At 34.7% G+C, this 23,141-nt stretch carries 14 protein-coding genes and 1 pseudogene; 11 read left to right on the top strand and 4 right to left on the bottom strand.

The window, feature by feature from the left end; translation table 11 throughout:
• Positions 1-19: 19 nt before the first annotated feature.
• On the bottom strand, positions 20-2,257 hold the full coding sequence (locus tag JDW14_09345) for a helix-turn-helix domain-containing protein (GenBank protein QQD65462.1): 2,238 nt from the start codon (positions 2,255-2,257) through the stop codon (positions 20-22).
• A 113-nt stretch (positions 2,258-2,370) separates the two neighbouring features.
• Between JDW14_09345 and JDW14_09340 the strand changes: the two genes are divergently transcribed.
• From JDW14_09340 to JDW14_09290, 11 genes and pseudogenes are all read left to right on the top strand, one after another.
• Positions 2,371-3,735: an MATE family efflux transporter gene (locus tag JDW14_09340; GenBank protein ID QQD65461.1), complete on the top strand. Its 1,365-nt coding sequence runs from the start codon at positions 2,371-2,373 to the stop codon at positions 3,733-3,735.
• A 382-nt stretch (positions 3,736-4,117) separates the two neighbouring features.
• Complete coding sequence (locus tag JDW14_09335) at positions 4,118-5,161, top strand: mannonate dehydratase (GenBank protein ID QQD65460.1); 1,044 nt, start codon at positions 4,118-4,120, stop codon at positions 5,159-5,161.
• A gap of 108 nt (positions 5,162-5,269) precedes the next feature.
• A complete protein-coding gene (locus JDW14_09330) occupies positions 5,270-6,109 on the top strand; it encodes an SDR family oxidoreductase (GenBank protein ID QQD65459.1) in 840 nt (279 codons plus the stop codon).
• A gap of 77 nt (positions 6,110-6,186) precedes the next feature.
• The gene (locus tag JDW14_09325; protein ID QQD65458.1) at positions 6,187-7,284 is read left to right on the top strand and encodes a glycoside hydrolase family 88 protein; all 1,098 of its coding nucleotides are present in this window, start codon (positions 6,187-6,189) and stop codon (positions 7,282-7,284) included.
• Positions 7,285-7,402: 118 nt separating this feature from the next.
• Positions 7,403-8,851 (top strand): tagaturonate epimerase family protein, encoded by a 1,449-nt coding sequence (locus JDW14_09320; protein ID QQD65457.1) that lies wholly within the window; start codon positions 7,403-7,405, stop codon positions 8,849-8,851.
• A 3-nt stretch (positions 8,852-8,854) separates the two neighbouring features.
• Positions 8,855-10,267, top strand: a complete 1,413-nt coding sequence (uxaC, locus tag JDW14_09315) for a glucuronate isomerase (GenBank protein QQD65456.1) — start codon at positions 8,855-8,857, stop codon at positions 10,265-10,267.
• A 2-nt stretch (positions 10,268-10,269) separates the two neighbouring features.
• Positions 10,270-11,202, top strand: coding sequence for a sugar ABC transporter permease (locus JDW14_09310; GenBank protein ID QQD65455.1), 933 nt, complete (start codon positions 10,270-10,272; stop codon positions 11,200-11,202).
• A gap of 3 nt (positions 11,203-11,205) precedes the next feature.
• Positions 11,206-12,036, top strand: a complete 831-nt coding sequence (locus JDW14_09305; GenBank protein QQD65454.1) for a carbohydrate ABC transporter permease — start codon at positions 11,206-11,208, stop codon at positions 12,034-12,036.
• A 307-nt stretch (positions 12,037-12,343) separates the two neighbouring features.
• Entirely contained in the window at positions 12,344-13,648 is a 1,305-nt protein-coding gene (locus JDW14_09300; GenBank protein QQD65453.1) for a sugar ABC transporter substrate-binding protein, read from the top strand.
• Between the two features lie 94 nt (positions 13,649-13,742).
• Complete coding sequence (locus tag JDW14_09295; GenBank protein QQD65452.1) at positions 13,743-17,420, top strand: LPXTG cell wall anchor domain-containing protein; 3,678 nt, start codon at positions 13,743-13,745, stop codon at positions 17,418-17,420.
• A gap of 144 nt (positions 17,421-17,564) precedes the next feature.
• Positions 17,565-17,660: pseudogene (locus JDW14_09290) on the top strand (aldo/keto reductase).
• A 585-nt stretch (positions 17,661-18,245) separates the two neighbouring features.
• Here JDW14_09290 and JDW14_09285 read toward each other — a convergent pair.
• The 3 genes from JDW14_09285 to JDW14_09275 all read right to left on the bottom strand — a co-directional run bounded on the left by JDW14_09285 (position 18,246) and on the right by JDW14_09275 (position 23,035).
• Positions 18,246-21,227 carry a glycoside hydrolase family 2 gene (locus tag JDW14_09285; protein QQD65451.1) on the bottom strand — a complete coding sequence of 994 codons (2,982 nt, stop codon included), beginning with the start codon at positions 21,225-21,227 and terminating at the stop codon, positions 18,246-18,248.
• A 121-nt stretch (positions 21,228-21,348) separates the two neighbouring features.
• Positions 21,349-22,170, bottom strand: coding sequence for a carbohydrate ABC transporter permease (locus JDW14_09280; protein ID QQD65450.1), 822 nt, complete (start codon positions 22,168-22,170; stop codon positions 21,349-21,351).
• Complete coding sequence (locus JDW14_09275) at positions 22,157-23,035, bottom strand: sugar ABC transporter permease (protein ID QQD65449.1); 879 nt, start codon at positions 23,033-23,035, stop codon at positions 22,157-22,159. The genes JDW14_09280 and JDW14_09275 overlap by 14 nt, the downstream gene beginning before the upstream one ends.
• Positions 23,036-23,141: the final 106 nt, after the last annotated feature.

The raw sequence follows: 23,141 nt of genomic DNA, 5'->3' as shown, positions 1-23,141 counted from the left end.
TGCGTGTCTTATTGTACTGTTATTTATTGCCTTGACGATAAGCACCTGGAGTGGTTCCTTCGTTCTTTTTAAAGAAACGAATAAAGTTTTGTGAATTTGTGTAGCGAAGTTTTTCGGCAATATCTTTAATTGGCATATCGGTTTCTACTAATAGTTTTTTTGCCATTTTTAAGCGATAGTTGTTTAAATAATCAGTAAAAGATACGCCCACTTCTTTTTTAAAGATGTTACTTAAATAGTTAGGGTTATAGTGTAACTCATCAGCGATAGACTCAAGCGTAATATCTAAATCATAATTTTGTTTAATTGTATCCTTTATTTCGTTAGATAATGTTTTAAAGATAGTATCTGTATTTTCTTGGTTTTCCATAATAATTGGTGAAATTAATTCTTTTTCGATTAATAACTTGATATATTTTATATTAGGAAATTCAGTGATACGCTGATAAATACTACTATTTTTTTGTGCTTGAATTTCTTTGACGCGATTGAGTCCTAGTTGTTGATTCAGCATAAACAAATTGTTTATCAGTCGAATAGAAGCTATCTCAACGGTTACGGAATTTGTAGCATATTCTTGTAGACGATTAAAGAAGTGATTCAGCGAATCTTTTGCTTTATCCAAATTTCCAACTAGAATTTCTTCTTGAATACGTTCTTCGACATCTTCTGGATAAAATGATAAGAGTAAGTCAGAGCCCTTAGGTGCTACATCTTCGATGGTTACAACCGTACTGTCATCAAAATTTTGTTTTTGTTGTAAAGCTTGTTGTGCTTCCTTGTATGCAATGTGCGACTGGTCAAGGGAGTTATACCCTCTACTCATGCCGATACTCACTTGTAATTTCAATAATTCAGAAACTTTAGCCATAATATCTTGAGCAATAGCTAAGGCTTTTGTTTTAGAATTTTCGAAAGTATTCGTATCAATATTAAGAATGGTCACTTGTGTTTCATTATTGAGTAAGGTAGTTTCGAATATAAATTGTGGGTCAATTGTTTCTTCGATTAATTTATTAATACCAAAGTACCATAAGTCAACTGAAGGATTATCACTATTACGCAAATAATCTAATTTTGAGATTAAAACATAATACATCATATGTTGCTGTGTTTCGTATTCGAAGAGACTTAAGCGATTTTGTAATGCATGGCTGGATACTTGGTTGTTTAGTAATTTAATAATAAATTGATTTTTTAAGATAGCTTTATCATTTTCATAAAATTCTGAAAATTGTTGCTGCTCTGAAATAAGAGCCTCAAATGAGTCAGATAAGTATTTCAAATCATCTTGATTAGTAATGTCTTTGCCGATGGACAAATTAGCAATTGAATTAGTTAATCGGGTGATAGGGGTAGCGACACTTTTAGCTACTGAGAATGAAGTAATACTAATCAATAAAATTGCCAAACCACTGAATAGCAGCAATAATAATGGGTTATTTTCATTTCTTATCTGAGTAACTAGTGTGTCGTATTGGATAACATAATAACGATTATTGGATTTGTTTTGTGAGAAATAATAATTATGCTTTCCAATATTAAGTATTCCAAATGACCGATTAGTTTCTTGAATGGTTTTTAGCAATTCAGTTGAACTCATTGGGAAGTTTTCAAGTGTTAATAGCCATTCTCCAGATTTGTTTAGTATTGCGAGATTATCGATTGAGTCTGGGTCAACAGATTGTAGTAATGTGCGTTCATTAATACTACCTTGAGCGATTGAATTTTTATTTCGAGAAAAATAAGGTAAATAGGCAGTAAATGTAATTTTGCCATTTTCATTTTGCCATTTTATTTGGCGTGTGGATAAGTTTATAGCATCTACTTGTGTTTTAAAATTAGATAATTGATTATCGTTTAGTTGACGCAATGAACCATTTTGAATACTCCATTTGCCGTCAAGACTGGTGATGCTGTAAGTTACATTATTGTCTCCATTTAACGCTTCTAAATACTGAATTTGGTCGAGCATAGATTTATAATCTGTCACATTACTTGGTAATAACGGATTAGAAACAATTTGATTGTAGCTACTGGATGTACTAAAAGCTGTTAATGTACTCTCTAATAATGTTAAATCATTTTCAATGTTATAAATGAGTTGTTGTAAATTATCTCGAAGCGATAAATCTAAAATTTGTTGCATTCTTTGTGAAGAACGGAACGAGAAAAAGGTGGAAATGATAATGATGGATATCGATGCCAGTGTTAAAATAGGAATAAATATTTGATAAAATAAGCGGTTTTTTCTCATGATAGACAAACTACCTTTCTAATATTTGAACAATATAAATCGTTTGCAAGTATAATTATATCATAATTTTGTACATGAAAGGTAGAAAAATAGAAAAAATGGAGGGAGAGTATTTGAAACGTAATAGTGTAAATATATTAACAGAGTCGATATTTAATGCTCTGTTTAAACTATCTTTGCCGATTGTTGTTGGAAATATTGCACAAACATTATATGGATTGGTGGACGTTTATTGGCTCGGGAAATTAGGGTCATTAGAGTTAGCAGCTGTAACCTTATCGAATCCAATCGTACAAATGTTGGTTAATATTGGAATGGGATTAAGTACTGCAACAAGTATATTAATTTCTCAGGCCATTGGACGTAAAGATGAAATACAGGTAAAAAGTATTTTGAATCATGTGTTTATTTTAATTGTAGTTGGATGTGGAAGTATTTTATTATTGGTAGGTATTTTTATAAAGCCAATCTTGGTTTTATTGGGTGCTACAGGAGATATCATACAATTGTCAATGCACTATTTATTAATAGTTTTTATTGGAATTGAAATTCACTTTGTGACGAATATATACGTTGCATTACAAAATTCGATGGGAAATGCCAAAATATCATTTTATGCAAATGTAATTGGATTGTTTATTAATTTGATTATTTCACCAATTTTGATTGTCCAATTGAATTTATCGGTTGTGGGGGCGGGCGCTGCTTCATTAATTGCACGCTTAATACCAGGCTTGCTGTTTATTCCAAGATTATTTAAGCATACTAATCGTTTTTATATTCAGTTTTCAAACTGGCGTTTATCTTGGAAACGTGTAAAAGATATTCTTAAAATAGCATTCCCACTTTCTTTAGGAGGTGCGACAATTCAATTGGGATTTATGGTAATGGGACGTGAAGTGATTCAATATGGAAATGTTGCGATGGCAGCATATGGAATCGGAAATCGGATTAGTAGTCTAGTTACTATACCATCCAACTCAATTGGTAATGCTTTAACAATTATTGTCGGTCAAAATTTTGGTGCAGGATATTTTGGACGAATAAAAAAGGCTTATCGACAGGCAATGTTTTTTTCAGTAGCTTATTTACTGGTTATGGGCTTGATATTAGCGTGGCAGCCAGTAACGCATTGGGTATCCGCAATCTTTATTCAAGACAATGCGACCTTACAATTAGCTATAGACTATGTTCGTATTTTGGCGCTATATTGTTTTGCCAATGGTTTTTATAATACTACGATGGCAGTATTTAATGGTGTATCTAAACCAGTATATTCAGTAATAGTAGACATATGTCGAATTTGGATTTTTCGGATTATTTCATTGAAGCTATACAGTTTGATATTCGGAAAGAGTATTCGTGTTGTTTGGTATAGTGTGGTCTTCAGTAATGGTTTAGCAGCTACTGTAATTGTTTTACTCTACTTGATGGTATTGCAACAAAAATTTAAAGATTCGAATAGAGTAATTAAATAAATAGAGTTGCTAAACAACGTTTTTTTGATATTCATTAACCTTCATTGTGGCTGATGTCAATGAAGGTTTTTTGTTATGGATAGACAGGAGCGTACCTACTAAATACTCATAAGACGCATTTGGGAATCAAAATGCAGCTGTTTCTGGTAAATAATCATCCAATACAGTAAATAATCATTTTCTTATACTGGGTTATTTGTACTGAATTTTAGAATTCGAAGGATAATCACTATATTATCAAACAGCAGAAAACGCTTTATTTTGCAAAATCCATTCGATATTATGAAGTTACAAATTAGTGCGAACGTAAATTTTATTAATAAGTCATTTTGACAAAACGTAAGGATTTACATAACGCTGTATGAATTAGGAGGAAGATTTTATGAAAATGACATTTAGATGGTACGGAGAAGATGATCCAGTTACGTTAGAAAACATCCGACAAATTCCAACTATGCGTGGGATTGTCTCTGCTATTTATGATGTGCCGGTTGGTGAAGTGTGGTCTAGAGAAAGAATTAGACAATTAAAAGATACGATTGAAGCTAATGGATTAGAATTATCAGTCATTGAAAGTGTACCGGTGCATGAAGATATTAAGTTAGGTCGTAATACAAGAGATAAATTAATTGCTAATTATATTCAAACCATCCGTAATTTAGCAGCAGAAGGTGTATACACAGTATGTTATAACTTTATGCCTGTGTTTGATTGGACACGGACAGATTTGGCCTATCGCTATCCAGATGGTTCCACAGCGCTTATTTTTGATGAAGAAGTATCCAAAAAGATGGACCCTGTAAATGGCGAATTGTCATTGCCAGGCTGGGATGCTTCCTATACAAAAGAAGGTATGAAAGCTGTAATGGATGCATATGCAACTATTGATGAAGAAACATTATGGGAAAACTTAAATTACTTTATTCAGCGAGTAATACCAGTGGCTGAAGAAGTAAAAGTAAAATTAGCAATTCATCCCGATGATCCGCCGTACTCAATTTTTGGTTTACCACGGATTATTACTGGTAAAGAGGCTGTCGCACGATTTTTAGATTTATACGATAGTGAGTATAATGGTGTAACTTTATGTGTTGGTTCATACGCTTCCACACCTGAAAATGATGCGCTCGATATTTTACGTTATGCTTTAGGACGTAATCGCGTGAATTTTATGCATGCTCGTAATATAAAATTAGAAGAAGGTAAATCATTTAAAGAGACAGCGCACCCTTCAGAATACGGCTCTATTGACATGTTTGAAGTAGTAAAAGCGTTACATGATTATAACTGGCAAGGCGCAATTCGCCCAGATCACGGAAGAATGATTTGGGGAGAAACAGGACGTCCCGGATACGGTTTATATGATCGAGCTTTAGGGGCAACGTATTTATCTGGATTGTGGGAAGCGATTGATAAGCTAAGTTAATTGGCTTAAATAACCTTCAAATAAGGTAATGATATTGACAGCAGAAACCAAACTGTTGTCAATGTTAGCCTTATTAAATATAAGAAAAAGCTGAAAGGGGCAGAGACAATGACAAAGTTAACTCAATTCAAAGATAAAGTAGTGGTTGTTACAGGAGCAGGCGGTGTGTTATGTGGTTTTTTAGCAAGAGAATTTGCTAAAGCCGGCGCAAAAGTAGCGTTATTGGACTTAAATGAGGAAGCAGCTCAGGCACAAGCAGACGAAATTATACAAGCTGGTGGTATCGCTAAAGCGTATAAAGTAAATGTGCTAGAAAAGGAAAATTTAGAAGAAGTAAGACAGGCTGTTTTAGCTGATTTAGGAGCAACTGATATATTAATTAATGGAGCAGGTGGCAATAATCCTAAGGCTACCACAGATAATGAATTCCATGAAGTTGAATTACCAGAAGGAACGAAGAGCTTCTTTGAGCTAGATAAAGCAGGTATTGAATTTGTTTTTAACTTGAATTATTTAGGCACCTTATTACCAACTCAAGTATTTGCACGCGATATGGTAGGACGCCCAGGTGCAAATATTATCAATATCTCAAGTATGAATGCTTATATGCCGTTAACAAAGATTCCAGCATATTCTGGAGCCAAAGCAGCGATTAGTAACTTTACTCAATGGTTAGCTGTACATTTTTCAAAAGTAGGAATTCGTTGTAATGCGATTGCACCTGGATTTTTAGTGACAAATCAAAACCGCTCACTGTTATTTGATGAAGAGGGGAATCCAACAGCACGCGCAAATAAAATTTTGAATAATACACCGATGGGGCGTTTTGGGGAAGCGGAAGAATTAGTAGGTGGAATGTTCTTCTTAGCAGATGAAAACTTAGCGAGTTTTGTTAATGGGGTAGTTATTCCTATTGATGGTGGTTTCTCCGCATATTCGGGCGTGTAGTTAGTTAAGAAGGAAGATATTAGGGCATGCGGTGAAATGTGCCCTAATATTAATGTTAATTAAACGAGGAGTAAGATATGTTAAAAGATAAAGAAAGAATATTGTCATTAGCAGAAAAATCGGTTCGAGCGATTATGCAAAAATTTACGCCGCAAGAATTGCCGCCTGCTGGACGTTTCCATTATCATCAAAGCGTCTTTTTGATGGGGGCATATGACGTATATAAAATAACAAAAAAACAGGAATACTTAGAATATATCATTGCTTATTTCAATAACATTATTGATGAGAATGGTAATTTTGAATATCGTCGCGAAGAATTAGACACACTGCAAGTGGGCTTTTTATTATTTGACTTGTTTGAAATTACACAAGACCAACGTTATGTGATTGCACTCAAAAAATTAGCAGCAATGATTGACACATTAAACATGACAACAGAATACGGATTTTGGCATAAGGATAAGTATCCGTACCAAATGTGGCTAGATGGATTATTTATGGCAGGACCGTTTATGCTACGAGCTGCTAAGTTTTTTCATCGACCTGAATTAATCCAACAAGTGTTATATCAAGAGCGTCTAATGCGCAAACATATGTTTGATTCGACAACAGGGTTACCGTATCATGCTTGGGATGAAAAACGACAACAACCATGGGCGAATGAAGAAACAGGTTGTTCCCCAGAATTTTGGGGTCGTTCTGTTGGTTGGTACGGTGCTGCGTTGCATGATATTTTAACAGAATTGGAAGGTGGAGAATACGGTCAACATCATTTGGAACAAAGTATTCGAGAGTATGTTGAAAGTATTCTAGCATTTAAAGATTCACAAAAGCATGTTTGGTATCAAATTGTTGATAAAGGTGAACGAGAAGATAACTGGATTGAGAGTTCATCAACAGCACTGTATATCTATACAATCGCCAAAGCAATCAGCAAAGGCTATATTAGCACGGAATTTGAATCAGTGTTAGACGACGCTTTAACAGGAATGATTAAAGAATTTATTGTCGAAGAAGAGGTTATTGCACATTTGAATGGAATTTGTATCGGAACGTCTGCCGGGGTATATGATTACTACGTAAACCGCCCACAATCAGAAGATGATTTGCATGGTGTAGGGACCTATTTATTTGCTCTTATGGCGTGTTACCATTTGCAAATTGAAGAATAAGTAAAGAGTGAGTAAGCCTATTAACTCTTGTCTCGCCGAAGTAGTATGACACTCTAAGTGCTCTGTAGAGGTAAGATAAGGTTAATCCTCAGCGAGTCAGAAGAAGGAGAAGAATGGAATGGAAATTATTAAGTATTTTGAACAATCACGAAATAAGGTTGAAGAAGTTGAAATTGTAACAGTGTTAACGAAAGAGGGTATTTTTTTAGAAGTGACCGGTGAAGGTGCTGTTTACGATGAGTTTGAAGGAGAAGATATTGAGCCAGGACGAAAAATAGCACCAACCAATCATGCCAATCGCTTAGTATTGAATCGTTATTTCGACTACACAAATCCTCGTGCGTTTGGGACAAGTATTTCAACGATAGGTTTAGGCGACCGTCTTGGATTAGCTGGTTTTGGTCAATTACAAGCAGTATCTGATTTAAAAATACGTCCAATTTTAGCCCAACAAAGTATTCGCGAACTTGATTTAACTGAACGTAAGTTTGAGGATGTATTAGATGCAGCAGCATTTGCGGTTTACCAAGCAGGTTATACTAAAGGATTCGGTGCGGATGGTGACCATTTAAAATTGGAAAAAGATATTGAATACGCCATTGGAGTCGGCATGTCAATGTTAACATTAGATTGCTCAGATTACATCGATAATGAAGTGCCTGAGTATTCATTAGAGATGTTAGAAGAAAAATACGTAGAGTTAGTTGATGAAGCAATACGTCAGCATTATGAAGAAACGTATTTGAATCGAATATTTGATGTAGAAGGACAAGTTATTGAATTTAGCCGTGAAGCGTTATTGTATAACGCTGTTCAATATCATCGTGCTATCGAGTATATGATTCATGTCTATAATACATATGTTAAAACAGTTGATCGTGCGATTGACTTTGAAATTTCAATTGATGAAACAATGACTGTTACCTCCCCAGAGTCACATTTCTTTGTAGCGAACGAATTGCATCACCATGATGTAGTTGTAACAAGTTTAGCACCACGGTTTGTAGGTGAGTTTCAAAAAGGAATTGACTATATTGGAGAAGTAGAAGCATTTGAAACAGATTTTGATGCACATGCACGTATTGCACGACATTTTGGCTATAAGGTAAGTGTTCATTCTGGAAGCGATAAATTCAGTGTGTTTCCCGTAGTAGCAAAATGTACAAATGGACTGTTCCATGTTAAAACAGCTGGAACAAATTGGTTAGAAGCAGTGCGCTTAGTTGCACAAAAAGATCCAAAATTCTTTAGAGAAATGTATGCTTTTGCAGATGAACATTTTCCCGAAGCGCAGAAATATTATCATATTACACCTGATTTATCAAAAATTAAACCTATTGACACGGTGGGTGATGAAGAATTGCCTGAATACTTAAATGACGATAATGCACGTCAATTATTACATGTCACCTATGGCTTGTTATTAACTGAAAAAGATGTTGAAGGCAATTATGTATTTAAAAATCGATTCTATCAATTGATGCATGAACACTTAGAAGATTATGCAGCATTGCTAGCAGATCATATTGGAAAACATTTAAGCAAACTAGATGTACCGGAGGAGTAAATTATGGCTTTTATTCACGATGATTTTTTATTAACGAGTAAGACAGCTCGACATATATATCATGAATATGCAAAACATCAACCTATTTTTGATTATCATTGTCATTTATCACCACAATTAATTGCTGAAGATTATCATTTTGATAATATTACTGAAATCTGGTTGCATGGAGACCATTATAAATGGCGTGCTATGCGTGCGAATGGTGTTTCAGAAGAGAAGATTACAGGTGTAGCTTCTGATGAAGAAAAATTTAGCGAATGGGCTAAAACCGTAAAATCAACTGTTGGTAATCCATTATTCCATTGGACAGCGCTAGAGTTAAAACGCTATTTTGATATAGAGGATATATTATCAGAAGATAATTGGAATGAAATCTATGAAACGGCAAACGAAAAAATAAAAGCAGAAGCTATTTCGACTCAGTCTTTAATTAAACAATCAAATGTTGCTTTAATTGGAACAACGGATAATCCGGAAGATGATTTGCGTTATCATGAAGCGATTGCAGCAGATAACGGGTTCAATACTAAAGTTGTACCATCATTTAGACCAGATGCCGCTACGCATATTCATCAATCCCGCTTTATTGATTTGATAAAATCACTGGAAGCGATAGTGGGAAAAAGTATTTCAACTTATGCTCATTTTCTCGAAGTGCTAAAACAACGCATTGACTATTTCGATGAGCGTGGAACAGTAGCCTCTGACCATGCTTTAGAGACCATCGTTTATGAAATTGTAAGTGATGATGAAATAGAATCTATTTTCGAGAAAAGGTTGAATGAAGAAGTTTTAACTGAGAGAGAAGTGCGTGCTTATATGACTCGAGTGCTATTAGATTTGGCATCGTATTATCATGAAAAGGGCTGGGTAATGCAACTGCATTTTGGAGCTCTTCGTAATAATAATCAATATTGGTATGATAAGTTAGGTCCAGATACTGGTTTTGATAGTATTCGTGATGTGGGTAATGATGCAGTTGCTTTAAATCAATTTCTTAATCATTTATATTCAGCGCAAACACTACCAAAAATGATTTTATATCCATTAAATCCGACTCAATTTGACGTGATTGCATGTGCTGCAACGAATTTTCAATCGAATGAAGAAGGAATTAAATCTAAAATCCAGCTAGGTTCAGGTTGGTGGTTTAATGATACAGAGAGAGGAATGCTTGCGCAAATGAAAGCGTTGGCTGATCAAGGGTTATTGATGAACTTTGTAGGGATGTTAACGGACTCTAGAAGTTTCTTATCGTATCCACGGCATGAATATTTCCGTCGCGTGTTATGTCAATTTATTGGTGAAGAGGTAGATAATGGTAAGATTCCGAATGATGAAGGGTTGCTAAAAGAGTTGATTGAGAACATTTGTTATAAAAATGCAGAGCGATATTTCACTAAAGGGGTGTAGGAATGGAAAAAGCAATTGCTGCACCAACGCCACAACTTAAAAGGCAACATCGAAAAAATCGTATGAGAAAGGCAACACCTTATTTATTGCTGTTGCCGAGTATCATTATGATCGTTGCATTCTTATTTTATCCGATGGCGACGGTGTTTTACTATAGTTTTCAACACTATGATATTTCTGCGCCATTTTATGATGGTTTTGCTGGAATTTCTAACTATGTTGATATTTTTACAAAAGATAAGTTGTTTTACTCTAGTTTATTGAATACATTTAAATGGGTTATCTCAGAGGTTGGTTTGCAATTAATTATTGGATTAATGTTTGCGCTATTACTAAATGAAAAATTCCGTTTTAGAGGATTAGCACGGACGATTACTTTTTTACCGTGGGCAATTTCAGGGGTGCTGACATCTGTTATGTGGATGTTAATGTACAATGAACATATTGGTGTATTTAATGATATTTTGATGCGTGTAGGATTAATTGAGAAAAATATCTCGTTCTTGTCGAGTACCAATCAAGCCTTTATGTCAGTTATTATTGCGGAATTATGGCGTGGTATTCCGTTTTTTGCTGTGACATTATTGGCTGGTTTGCAAAATATTCCGGAAGAATTATATGAAGCGGCCAAAGTGGATGGTGCGACACGTTTGGATGAGTTAAAAAGCATTACATTGCCACAATTAAAAAATACAATTGTGTTGACAACATTACTTCGTATTGTATGGGAATTTAATAATGTGGACTTGCTGTACAACTTAACTGGCGGAGGGCCAGCTAACTCAACAATGACTTATGCAATGTATATTGCAAAAACTGCCGTTAAAGGATCCAATTTTGGTTATGGGTCAGCATTAACGGCAATAGGATTCATGATTTTAACGGTTGTTGCATTTTTATATTTAAAATTTTCAAAATATAATGAGGAGGCATAATACATGGCATCAAGTAAAAAGAACCAAACATTTTTATTTTATATCCCTGTCGCATTGATGATGTTATGGACTGTGTTTCCACTCTATTGGACATTGAATACATCATTAAAGCCTGAAGGAGATGTTGTGCAACGGACTATCCAATATATTCCGCACAATATCACATTGGAAAATTATATCAATGCATGGAAGGATGTAGGTTTTGATACCTATTTTGGGAATAGTATTTTTGTGTCTATTTTCACAGTGCTATTAACAACTTTAGTCTCGTTGTTAGCTGGGTATGCACTTGGACGTTATCAATTTAAAGGGAAAAATGTATTTATGCTAATTTTACTTATGACTCAGTTCATCCCACGTTCGATGTTGATTATCCCATTATTCGTAATTTTTAGTAAATTAGGTTTGATTAGTAATCCTTTATCGTTAATTTTGATTTATTCAACGGTTCAGATACCTTTTGCTGCAATTTTAATGAGTGGATTTATTAGCAACATTCCAAAAGAGTTAGAGGAATCAGCATCAATTGATGGTGCAAAACAATATCAAGTACTATTTAAAGTGATTTTACCGTTATTGCTACCGGGTATTGTGGCTACATCGATTAATATTTTTGTTTATGCATGGAACGAATTTTTGTTAGCACTTATGTTAACGAATAATCAAGCGAAATTTACATTACCAGTAGGGCTAAGCTTCATGATGGGCGAATTTAATGTTAATTATGGGGCATTGGCTGCTGGAAGTATTATTGCGTTAATTCCATCAATTATCTTATTTGCGATTGCTCAGAAACAATTAGTTAATGGTATGGGAGGTGCCGTTAAAGGGTAGAAAGAAATTATTGTTAAGTGAGTGTAGAAGCTGTTTTAGTCAATGGAGTGTATATAGCAGGATGACTGAATTTTTATCAAAAGACATAATGAATATGTTGGAAGTTGATGTTAAGTGAAATGTGTGAGTGGCAGTTAAATTATCCTGTCAATATAATCATCATCAGTTGATAAAAATAATGTGAATGAGGGTGCTTTGATTTAAATCACTAAAGTGAAATAGTAGAGGTATAAAAAATATTTCAAGTGCTATGTGAAGTGGACGTCAAGTTAACCCAGGCCAACTGAAAAAAGGAGAGATAATAACTATGAATATGAAAAGATTTATCGGCGCAGCAAGTGCAGCCTTATTGTTATTTGGGGTAGCGTCACCAAGTTTAACGGCAAATGTTTTCGCCCAAGAAAAAGTAAAATTAACATTTTGGGATGAAAATGCTGGTCCACAACGGACACCATTGTGGGAAGAATTAATTGAACGCTTTGAAAAAGAAAACCCAGACATTGATGTAGAATATGTTGGATTACCAAAAAATGAAGCGAAAGCAAAAATTGATGCAGCGATTGCTGCTAATGATGCACCGGATGTTGCTTCCTTACAGTCAACATGGTTACCTGAGTTTTCAATTCGTGGTGCATTATTGCCATTAAATGATATGTATGAAGCTTCAGTTTTAAAAGATAAAATTAATGAGCAAGCAATGGAGTTTAATCAATCAATTGTTCAAGATGGAATGCTATACGGAATTCCTTATACACAAAATCTGGATGTGCTTTGGATTCGTTCAGATATTTTTGCTAAAAATAATTTAGAAGCACCAAAATCTTGGGATGATTTCTTTAAAGATATTGAATTACTTACTAAAGATGATATGTATGGATATACTTTACGTGGTGGTGCTGGTGGTGCTTTGCACTTGCAACGCTTAATGTATGCGTATTCTGGTATTGAAGAATATATTACTGAAGATGGGAAAATTACGATTAACGATCCATTGCACAAAGAATTTTTAGAGCGTTATATCGCATTATACAATGTTAATACACCGCAAAGTGATATTTCAAATGGTTATAAAGAAATGGTCGCAACATTTGACTCTGGATTAGCTGCGATTGTTCATCACAATATTGGATCATTTGGTGAGCATAGCGAAGCGCTAAAACCAGAACAATTTGAAGCCGTACCATTACCAGCGTCATTGAAAGGTAACTATGTTTTAGAAGGTGGTAATGCGATTGGTTTATCTATTTTCAAAAATACAAAACATCCAAAAGAAGCATTCCGTTTATTAGAATTTTTAGCGAGTGAAGAAAGTCAAAGTCATTGGAACGAGGCAGTAGGTCAAATTCCAACACATAAAGACACATTAGATGATGAGTGGATTCAAAATGCACAACACATTTCTGTTGCTTTTGATGTGTATAACAATCCAGAAACTAAATTATACCAACCGCCATTTTATCTACCAGATTATCGTTCTACTTTAGATAACTTAGTAGATCCGAACATTCAAAAATTATTAGCAGGCGATATGTCAGTTGATGATTTCTTAGACGAATGGGCATCTGCACTAGAAAAATCAAATGCTAAGTACAAAGAAGTATTTAAAGATTAATTAAATAATAGATGGGGCTAGTAGCGCATTGCGATTCTAGCCTCTACTTGAAGCAGAAATTGACAGCGCTTTTTTAAAAGTAAGGAGATTCTACATGAAACGTAATGATATAACAGTATGTGGTATTACTATTTTGAGTTGTGTGGCGTTATTAAATTCAATCAATGTATCAGCAGAAGAAGCAGCGAACGATATGGATAATTCAACTATCGAAGCGATGGAAATGCAGAATAATGATCAATCCGAACCGGTGGAACAATTGGGACAAAGCGATTTGATATCAGAAACCGCTGAACTAGTAGGAGACGAAATGAATCTAGAAAAACAATCAAAATCGGATGCCCCTGAACCCGCTCAATTAGCAGCGCAGGAAACTAATGGTATGAACGATAAAGAGGAAATAGTAGCTAGAGAAAATGAAAAAGAAAATATAGGTGCTGAAGCAGTGAAATCTACCGTAATCGAAACAAATAATGTGACAGAGCAACATGATTGGCAAGGAACATACTTCGGCGAATCAACGAATGCAAATAAAAATAGTGTGACCGTAAATGAAGATGGTTCGGTCACCTTAAAAGCAGCCAATTTTGATCCAGATACAAAATTGATTAAAGATAAAGGTGGGAAATTTACTGCTTATCATGATGGTATTTCATATTATTATACAACTATTGATGCTAAGACAGAGAATTTTGATTTCAGTGCAACATTTAATGTTGATTATTTGAATCCTAATGCAGATGGCCAAGAAGGTTTTGGAGTGATTGTCCGTGACAGTGTGGGTGAAATTGCATCAGGTGATCAACAATTTCCATCAAATTCAGCGGGAACAATGGCAATGAGAGTTCGAATGACTGATGCTGAAGGAAAAAAAGTTGATTTAAAACCAGGTGTAACTAGTCGATTCGTTACAGGTTTGACGCCAGAAGTGATTGCAGAAGGAGCAACTGCAATGGCAGCCAATGGTAAAAATACTCAACCGAAATTTATAGAAGATATACCCCTCCCTGTTAAGCAAGGTGAAAAATATACATTTAATTTGAAAAAAACTAACACAGGTTATCATGCGAGTTATACACATAATGGTAAAACGTATGAAAACATCTTGTACGGCGTTGATAAATTGTTGCAATTAGATACTGAAAAAGTTTACTTAGGAGTAGCTGCTGCGCGTGGAGTGGTTGTTACAGTATCAGATATGAAGTTAACGGTTACAGATCCTAAAACAGATGCACCTGCGGAAAAAGAACCTGTTGCATTAATTGAACCAGCCTTTAATATTAAAAATTATAATCGAACAGGGAATAAAAATTATCAATTGGAGTTAGAATCAAATGTTCCGGGAACAGCAAAAGTTTATGATATAAATAATAATCAAGTAGCAGAGGTAGACTTAGAAGCGAATTATGCAAAATTCGTTCCGATAGAGTTGACTAAAGGAGATAATCATTATCGTGCAGTTTTCACACCACAAAATCCGGAAACTGTGACTGATGCGACACCGATTACTCAAACTTCTGTTATTCACCATAAAACCTATGAAGGTTATTATAAAGATAACATCGGAACTTACTTAAATGTATCACCGACAGGTACTGCAGAAGGTGATGGAACGGTAGAAAATCCGTTAGACATTTTAACAGCAATTGACTACTTGCAACCTGGACAGATGATTGAATTAAAAAGCGGCGTCTATGAAATGGAGCGTAGCGTTACGATTCAACGTGGTAACGATGGGACTGAAACATTGAAAAAATCACTGGGAACCATGAGTAAAGAACCAGCTATTTTTGATTTTTCAAAAGGCGGCTCTTTTAATGTGAATGGTAATCACTGGCAAATTGATAATATTCATGTTCGTAATACTCCAGATAATACGAAGGGGATGACTATTGGTGGACATCATAATTTAATTCAGCGAGTAGAAGCGTATAATAACGGTGACACAGGTATTCAAATTTCTGGTTCAGCGAGTGAACATTCTGATTTTTGGCCGTCACATAATATTGTAGAAAATAGTACATCGTATAACAATGTGGACTCAGGTCATAACAATGCGGATGGTTTTGCCGCAAAAATTACGGTTGGTGAAGGAAATATTTTCCGTGGAGACATGGCATACAATAACATTGATGATGGCTGGGACTTATTTGCAAAATTAGAAAATGGTGTTATTGGTGTTGTGACAATTGAAGATAGTATTGCCTATCGTAATGGTTCTAACTTAGAAGGAACGGTTCAAGCGGATGGTAATGGCTTTAAATTAGGTGGCGATGGCATTGCTGTCCCACATATACTACGTCATTCTTTATCATTTGATAATGATGCAGATGGTGTCACAAGTAATAGTAACCCTGCAGTTAATGTTTATAATACAATTTCTGTTAAAAATAAAGGAACCAATTTAAGTTTATACGGAAAAGGTAAAGCTACCGTCACTTCAAAAGTTAATGGGTTAATTACATTAGATGCCGGTAAGAAAGATGTTTATGGTAATGATGAAGTGTTAGCTGGTGAACGCAATTATATTAATGGTGTTAACCCTAAAGGAGAAAAAGTTTTAGATGATTGGTTCGTCCATACTGATACGTCTCGAGTTCCTCTTCGTAATGAAGATGGCAGTATTAATTTGAATGGATTATTTGTCTTAACGAAAGGTCAAGTAGGCGAATTTGGTATTCGTCCTGTCATAAGTAAAGTATTATTACCAGCCTTTAGATTGCCTGGTGAAACAGATGATTTACCAAATACGAATGAACACGTATCACCAATTGCACCAGGGGATGACGTTAACAATAATGGTCAAGGTGAAGAGAAAGATAATAAGGTACCAATTGTGAATACTTCCGACAATGAGAATGCGAATCAAGGGAATTCTTCAGAAATGCAAGAGGAGAATTTGGATAGCAAAACCTCGGAGTTTCCCGAAGACAATGAGTTAGATAACTCTGTTGATTCTACACAAAAAGACAAGGGACAAGATGAAACTGAGGAGATTAATTCTAACGAAGTAGAAACTAGAAAAGAAGATGTTACAATGGTAGATAAAAAAGAAACCGATATAGATGACGTTAACAATAATGGTCAAGGTGAAGAGAAAGATAATAATGTACCAATTGTGAATGCTTCCGACAATGAAGATGTGAATCAAGGGAATTCTTCAGAAACGCAAGAGGAGAATTTGGATAGCAAAACCTCAGAGTCTCACGAAGATAATGAGTTAGATAACTTTGTTGATTGCACACAAAACGATAGGGAACAAGGTGAAACTGGGAAGGTTAATGTTAACGAAGTAGAAACTAAAAAAGGAAATGTTGCAACAGTAGATAAAAAAGAAACGGATATAGATGACGTTAACAATAATGGTCAAGGTGAAGAGAAAGATAATAATGTACCAATTGTGAATGCTTCCGACAATGAGAATGCGAATCAAGGGGATTCTTCAGAAATGCAAGAGGAGAATTTGGATAGCAAAACCTCGGAGTTTCTCGAAGACAATGAGTTAGATAACTCTGTTGATTCTACACAAAAAGACAAGGGACAAGGTGAAACTGAGGAGATTAATTCTAACGAAGTAGAAACTAAAAAAGAAGATGTTGCAATGGTAGATAAAAAAGAAACTAATATATATATTAAAGCAGCGAAATCAACACCTGTATTACCAGCGACAGGAGAGAGTCAGATAAATTCATTGATGGCAGCTGTATTAGCATTGTGTAGTTCTTTTATTTTGTGGTTTAAGAAAAAATCCGAAGATGAAGTTGAAGAATAGGGTATATGAAATATAAACGAAGGGGTAATACAGATTTATACATTAGTGAGTTAAGTTTTGGAACATGTGCTTTAGGTAGTAGTTGGGAGATGTTGCCCTTGATGAAGTAATCCGGGTAATAAATGCTGCGATTGATGAGAGCGTCAATTTTTTGATACAGCAGATGTATATGGAATGGGTAAGAGTGAGATGCTATTAAGTCAGTTTCTAAAAAACGGGCGGATGATTTTTCAGATTTAAGTATCTATTCTTATGAGAGGCTACGCCAATATTGTGAGGATAGTTTGAAAAATCTACAAAAAGAAGCAATTGATTTATACCAAATCTATTGCCCAACTTTTGAGAGAATCAAAGAAGGTTTAATTTTTGGAATATCAGAGCGTTTAAAGTAGCAAAAGAACATGAGGTTGGGATTATTGCTCATGTGCCTCTTGAGAGCGGATTATTATCTAGAAAATACAATATTAACAGTATGCTTAGAGAGGATGAGCATCGTCACTATAATAGATTAATGACTTCGAAACCTTTAGAAAACTATCTTTTGATAAAGCAATAGAATTAGTGGGTGAAGCTTTGTCGCAAGTAGCTTTAAAATGGATTATGCAGCAACCATAGTGATTCCAGGATTTAAAATTGTTGAACAGTTTTGAGATAATCTTAGTTCATAATTTGCTGCACCGTTTTCTGAAAAATGTTAATACACTAGAAAGCATTTATCAAGAAAAAGTACATTCGTTTATTTGAGGAAATTATTAGTATGACTACCCAGCATCCACCTTAAAACCGACCAGTGGCACTTATGCCACTGGTCGGTTTAATCTTCCTCTATTGCCACAATAACTCAAACTCAAACTCAAAATCATGATTTAAACGATAGTGTTCAAACAATTCTGGACCACAGGAATTTGTACCAATTCCAGATTGTTGAGGATCTAATTGTAAGTAAGTAACATTTTCTACTTGAAGTTCATCACGATGCATCACATTTGTTAATTGTTCCATTGAATAGTGTTGAACATTGAAATTTAACGTATCATTTGTTGCAACAGTTAGCTTATGATGTGTGTTAGCTAATAGTAGATACTGAACATTGCTGCGATTACCATTTTCTTGAGGTGTCACATAAGGCTCATGCATAGCCGTAACTGTATCTTCAAAATATCCTTCGTGTGAAGCGTGGTGTTTGTCACGATAATTTTCAAATGGTCCATGACCTTTATATTGTACGTTTTCGTAAGAAACATCAAGTGGTAAAGTTAAACCAAATCGTGGTAAATAAGGCATGACCGGATTAAATACAGTACGACCATTGATTGTAATGATACCTTCATTCGTAATAGTATAATCTACTTCAAAATCGAGTATTGTTTGTCGTGCGGGTGCATTAATTACACCTTTTAATGAAATTGTGTATCCAGCATCTGTTTCTTCTGCAAGAGCGTGATGAACACGTGTCATTGCGTGATGATAATGTGCCTTATACCATTCTGCTTTAATATTACGGTCATTATCAGTCGGCGCACGCCAAATTGACCATTTGCTAGGTGCTACTAATTGTGGTTCACCATTAAGCCAAATATTTTGAATAGCAGCATTTGCCTTGCTGATATGAATAATCATATTTGTTGATTCAATGCTGTAAACTTCACTTGTTTCATTAAATGTGAATGCTTGTTGAGGTGCTGAAATTTCAGGTACAGCAATCGGTGCAATGTGATGCACATCAAAACCACGTGTGTTTCCGTCATGGTCGTAGTAGACAAACTTAATGTAGGATAATGCTAGCTCAGATTCTAATAATTCAGATAAGTCTAGTACATTTGACTGTTTTGGTGCGATAGACGGTAATGACGTAGAGATAGTTTTTAATAAATGTCCATTGATTGCATATAATTCAACGTGTAGCGATAAAAGTGTTTCAGCATGTACAAAATCCAATGTGTTAAAGAATGTATACTGATGTTTTAAATGATTAGTTTCAACTAAACGTACGGGGCGATATAATTGTGCATGTTCTTGCAATAATACATGCGGTTTACGATCAGGATAAACTAAGCCATCCATACAGAAATTACCAGCATGTGGAAACTCACCAAAGTCACCACCATAACGATAAAGAGGTGTTGCATCGGTTTGATTGCGATTAATATTGACTGCATGATCTGCCCATTCCCACACAAATAATCCAATAAATTCAGGATATTGTTGGAATAATTCATAATACTCGAGTAAATCTCCGGAACTATTTCCCATTGCGTGAGCATACTCGCATAACATAAACGGTTTTTCAATATTGGGAATATCGAGGTAATCGGCTTTAATTTCGGTTGGAGAAGCATACATACGACTCCAACTGTCCATATATTGCGTATCATAGGTTTTATTGCGATCATAGTAATAATATGCTTCATAGTGCAATGGACGTGATGAATCAATACTTCGAGCGTATTTAAGCATCGCTTCTACATTTGGGCCATATCCAGTTTCATTACCAGCAGACCACATAACAATTGATGTTGAGTTTAAGTGGTGCTGCATTGAAGCGTCCATTCGGTCGACAAATGCTTGTTCAAAATCTGGATTTTCTGCTAAGGCATTATAATTGTCATTACCACCTAAACCGTATAAGTCAACAACACCATGCCCTTCTAAATCAGCTTCGCTTAAAACGTATAGCCCTAATGCATCGGTTAATTCATAAAATTGTCCTGTTTTAGGATAATGTGCTGTACGCAATGCGTTAAAATTAAATTGTTTGATGAGTTCAAGATCACGTAATTGATTTTCATAAGTAACCGTAGCTCCTGTATTTGGATGCGTATCGTGATGATTGACTCCAATTAATTTAACTGAGCGATGATTTACCCAAAATTGATTATCACGCATTTCAATGAGTCGCAAACCGACTAATTGTTGAATGTGTTCATGCCCTGCTGACAATATAATGGAATATAATAGGGGTGTTTCTGCACTCCATAGCTGAGGCTGTGGTACTGAAAGCTGAATTTGGTGGTCGAGCGTTGTTTGTTCAGCAAGTAGCTGGTCGTCAGGTGCTAATAATTTTACAGTAATCGGTAAATCAGCATCTGTTTTATTTAGCTTAATATTGATTGTTGCATGGGATAAATCTGCGTTAAATTGTTGTGTAATGCGAAAATCTTCGATTCGTTTTTTGTCACGCTCTAAATAATACACATCACGGAAAATACCACTATAACGGAATTTATCTTGGTCTTCTAAATAGGTTGCATCCGACCATTTTAAGACTAGCACATGCAGATGATTTTCACCGTTTATTAAGTAAGGTTCAATATCAAATTCATGTGTTGCATGTGAAATTTGGCTATAGCCAACAAATTCACCATTTAGCCAAACATAAAAAGCAGAATCGACTCCTTCAAAAATTAGATGATAAGTTTTATCTTCCTTTTTATCTAACTCTATCACACGATGATATAATCCGGCAGGATTGTCGAATGGCACATAAGGTGGATCGAATGGAATAGGGAACTCCGTATTCGAATACATAATTTGATCATAACCATGTAATTGCCAACAACTTGGAACAGGAATTTTATCATAGGATAATGATGTATTATCTTGCCAATATGCTTTATCAATTGAGCGAACATTATTAAAATAATGGAAATCCCATGTGCCATTTAACGAGTGAAAGTAAGCGCTATCCGAACGATTAGGTAAACGCTTAAAATTATTTGGATTATCATACGGAATATAGTAGTTTTTTCGTGGTAATGTATTGATATGCAATGTTTTTAAATCTTCAAAATAGTTTGGAATTATCATATTTTCTCTCCTCATTCTAGTACGCTTATTCTGACTTGAAATCTAATTTGCAAGGTTTACGTTACAAATTAGATAAAGTCAGAATATTCGAGCGTACAATATGTTTTCGGTAAAGTTAGTTTTATTTGACAGCACCCAACATACCTGCAACAAAATATTTTTGTAAAATAAAGAAAATTGCAATAGTTGGAATAGTTGCGACTAAAATAGCAATCATCATTAAGCCAAAGTCAGGTGCATAACTAGAGCCTAGATTAGATAATAATAATGGTACTGTCTTGACTTCATTTGTCTGTAATGAAACGAGAGGCCATAAATAGTTATTCCATGCACTCATAAATGTAATAATTGCGGCTGCTGCATAAGTGTTTTTCATAGTAGGCATATAAATTTTTATGAAAAGCCCAATTTCTGATAGGCCGTCAATGCGTCCGGCTTCCAATAGTTCTTGTTGGAACATTTTGGTGTTTTGACGAAAATAAAAGATTAAAAATGCTGTTGCGATATATGGTAAATAAGCAGATGCATATGAGTTAAAACCAATCGCAGGATGGATTGCAGAAAATTTTCCGAATAAGCGGAATAATGGAATCATCAGTGCTGCGAATGGAATCATCATTGAGGTTAAGATAACATTGAAAATAAAATCTGTTGCTTTAGAACGATAAATTTCAAATGCGTAACCTGCAATTGAACTAATTAATAATGCAAGTGCTGTTTGCGATAATGCGATGATTGCAGAGTTTTTTAAGGCAACGAGCATATCGGTTTGGCTCAATAAATTTTTAAAGTTTTCGATTAATTGATTTCCAGGTAATAATGATCCTTTCGTAACATCGACACTCGCATTCGTTGCTGAAACAATCATAAAATAAAAGGGAAATGCAAAGACAATGGACATTAAAATTAAAAAGATATAGGTAAAGAGATTATTTTTTTTCATTGTTAGCCCCCACTTTCATTTGAATAATAGAGAAGAATATAACTAAAATAACGATAGCGTAAGAAACAGCAGCTGCGTAACCAAAATCAGGTGTATATTTAAATGATAAGTTATAAATATATTGAGAAATGGTTAATGTAGCATTTCCTGGTCCACCATTTGTAATGTTCATCGTTTCATCGAATAATTGCAATGTTCCAATAGTTGATGTAATCGATGTGAATAACACAACGGGTTTTAGTAAAGGTAAAGTAATTTTGAAAAATTGATGTATAGCCGAAGCCCCATCAATATCTGCTGCTTCATAAATTTCTTGATCGATGTTTTGTAAAGCAGATAAGAAAAAGATCATATTATATCCAGTCCAACGCCAAGTAATAGCTAAAATAATTACGAATTTTGCCCAAAACGGATGTGCTAGCCATAAAATCGGTTGCTCAATTGCATGAATTGATAATAATAATTGATTTAAAATCCCATTATTAGAAAAAATATATTTAAAGATTAATGAATATGCAACGAGAGAAGTTACAGATGGTAAAAAGACAATCGTTCTAAAAAAGCCTTTGAATTTCAGTGTTTTATTATTTAATATGACTGAAAAGAAAATAGCTAATACAATCATAATCGGTACTTGGAATAGTAAAAATATGAGCGTATTTTTTAATGATTCGATAAATACAGGATCGGATAATAATCGTTTATAATTTGTTAATCCAACATACTCCAAATTCGCTCCATGACCAGATTGCAGAGACATTTTAAATGCTTCAATCATCGGATAAAAATAAAATAATAAAATTAAACTGATGGGAATAAAGATAAAAGCCCATCCTAATAGTTTTCGTCGTTGAAATACGTTCATAATTTACACCTCACAAAGTAAAATAATTATTTCAATGGTTAAGAAAATAAGAAAGGAATGGGCAACCACTTACAAATGCAAATATTGCCCAATCCCTATGTACTAA

The sequence above is a fragment of the Aerococcaceae bacterium zg-252 genome, assembly GCA_016237705.1.
Lineage (GTDB): Bacteria > Bacillota > Bacilli > Lactobacillales > Aerococcaceae > Globicatella > Globicatella yangjingiae.
Note: the sequence above shows the minus strand (reverse complement) of the source record. Positions and strands in the feature narration are given on the sequence as shown.

What these genes read in the sequence shown, in the direction of transcription:
- JDW14_09345 (QQD65462.1), bottom strand. Translation starts at nt 2,257, where the DNA reads ATGAGAAAAAACCGCTTATTTTATCAAATATTTATTCCTATTTTAACA.
- JDW14_09335 (QQD65460.1), top strand. Translation starts at nt 4,118, where the DNA reads ATGAAAATGACATTTAGATGGTACGGAGAAGATGATCCAGTTACGTTA.
- JDW14_09330 (QQD65459.1), top strand. Translation starts at nt 5,270, where the DNA reads ATGACAAAGTTAACTCAATTCAAAGATAAAGTAGTGGTTGTTACAGGA.
- JDW14_09325 (QQD65458.1), top strand. Translation starts at nt 6,187, where the DNA reads ATGTTAAAAGATAAAGAAAGAATATTGTCATTAGCAGAAAAATCGGTT.
- JDW14_09320 (QQD65457.1), top strand. Translation starts at nt 7,403, where the DNA reads ATGGAAATTATTAAGTATTTTGAACAATCACGAAATAAGGTTGAAGAA.
- uxaC (QQD65456.1), top strand. Translation starts at nt 8,855, where the DNA reads ATGGCTTTTATTCACGATGATTTTTTATTAACGAGTAAGACAGCTCGA.
- JDW14_09310 (QQD65455.1), top strand. Translation starts at nt 10,270, where the DNA reads ATGGAAAAAGCAATTGCTGCACCAACGCCACAACTTAAAAGGCAACAT.
- JDW14_09305 (QQD65454.1), top strand. Translation starts at nt 11,206, where the DNA reads ATGGCATCAAGTAAAAAGAACCAAACATTTTTATTTTATATCCCTGTC.
- JDW14_09300 (QQD65453.1), top strand. Translation starts at nt 12,344, where the DNA reads ATGAATATGAAAAGATTTATCGGCGCAGCAAGTGCAGCCTTATTGTTA.
- JDW14_09295 (QQD65452.1), top strand. Translation starts at nt 13,743, where the DNA reads ATGAAACGTAATGATATAACAGTATGTGGTATTACTATTTTGAGTTGT.
- JDW14_09285 (QQD65451.1), bottom strand. Translation starts at nt 21,227, where the DNA reads ATGATAATTCCAAACTATTTTGAAGATTTAAAAACATTGCATATCAAT.
- JDW14_09280 (QQD65450.1), bottom strand. Translation starts at nt 22,170, where the DNA reads ATGAAAAAAAATAATCTCTTTACCTATATCTTTTTAATTTTAATGTCC.
- JDW14_09275 (QQD65449.1), bottom strand. Translation starts at nt 23,035, where the DNA reads ATGAACGTATTTCAACGACGAAAACTATTAGGATGGGCTTTTATCTTT.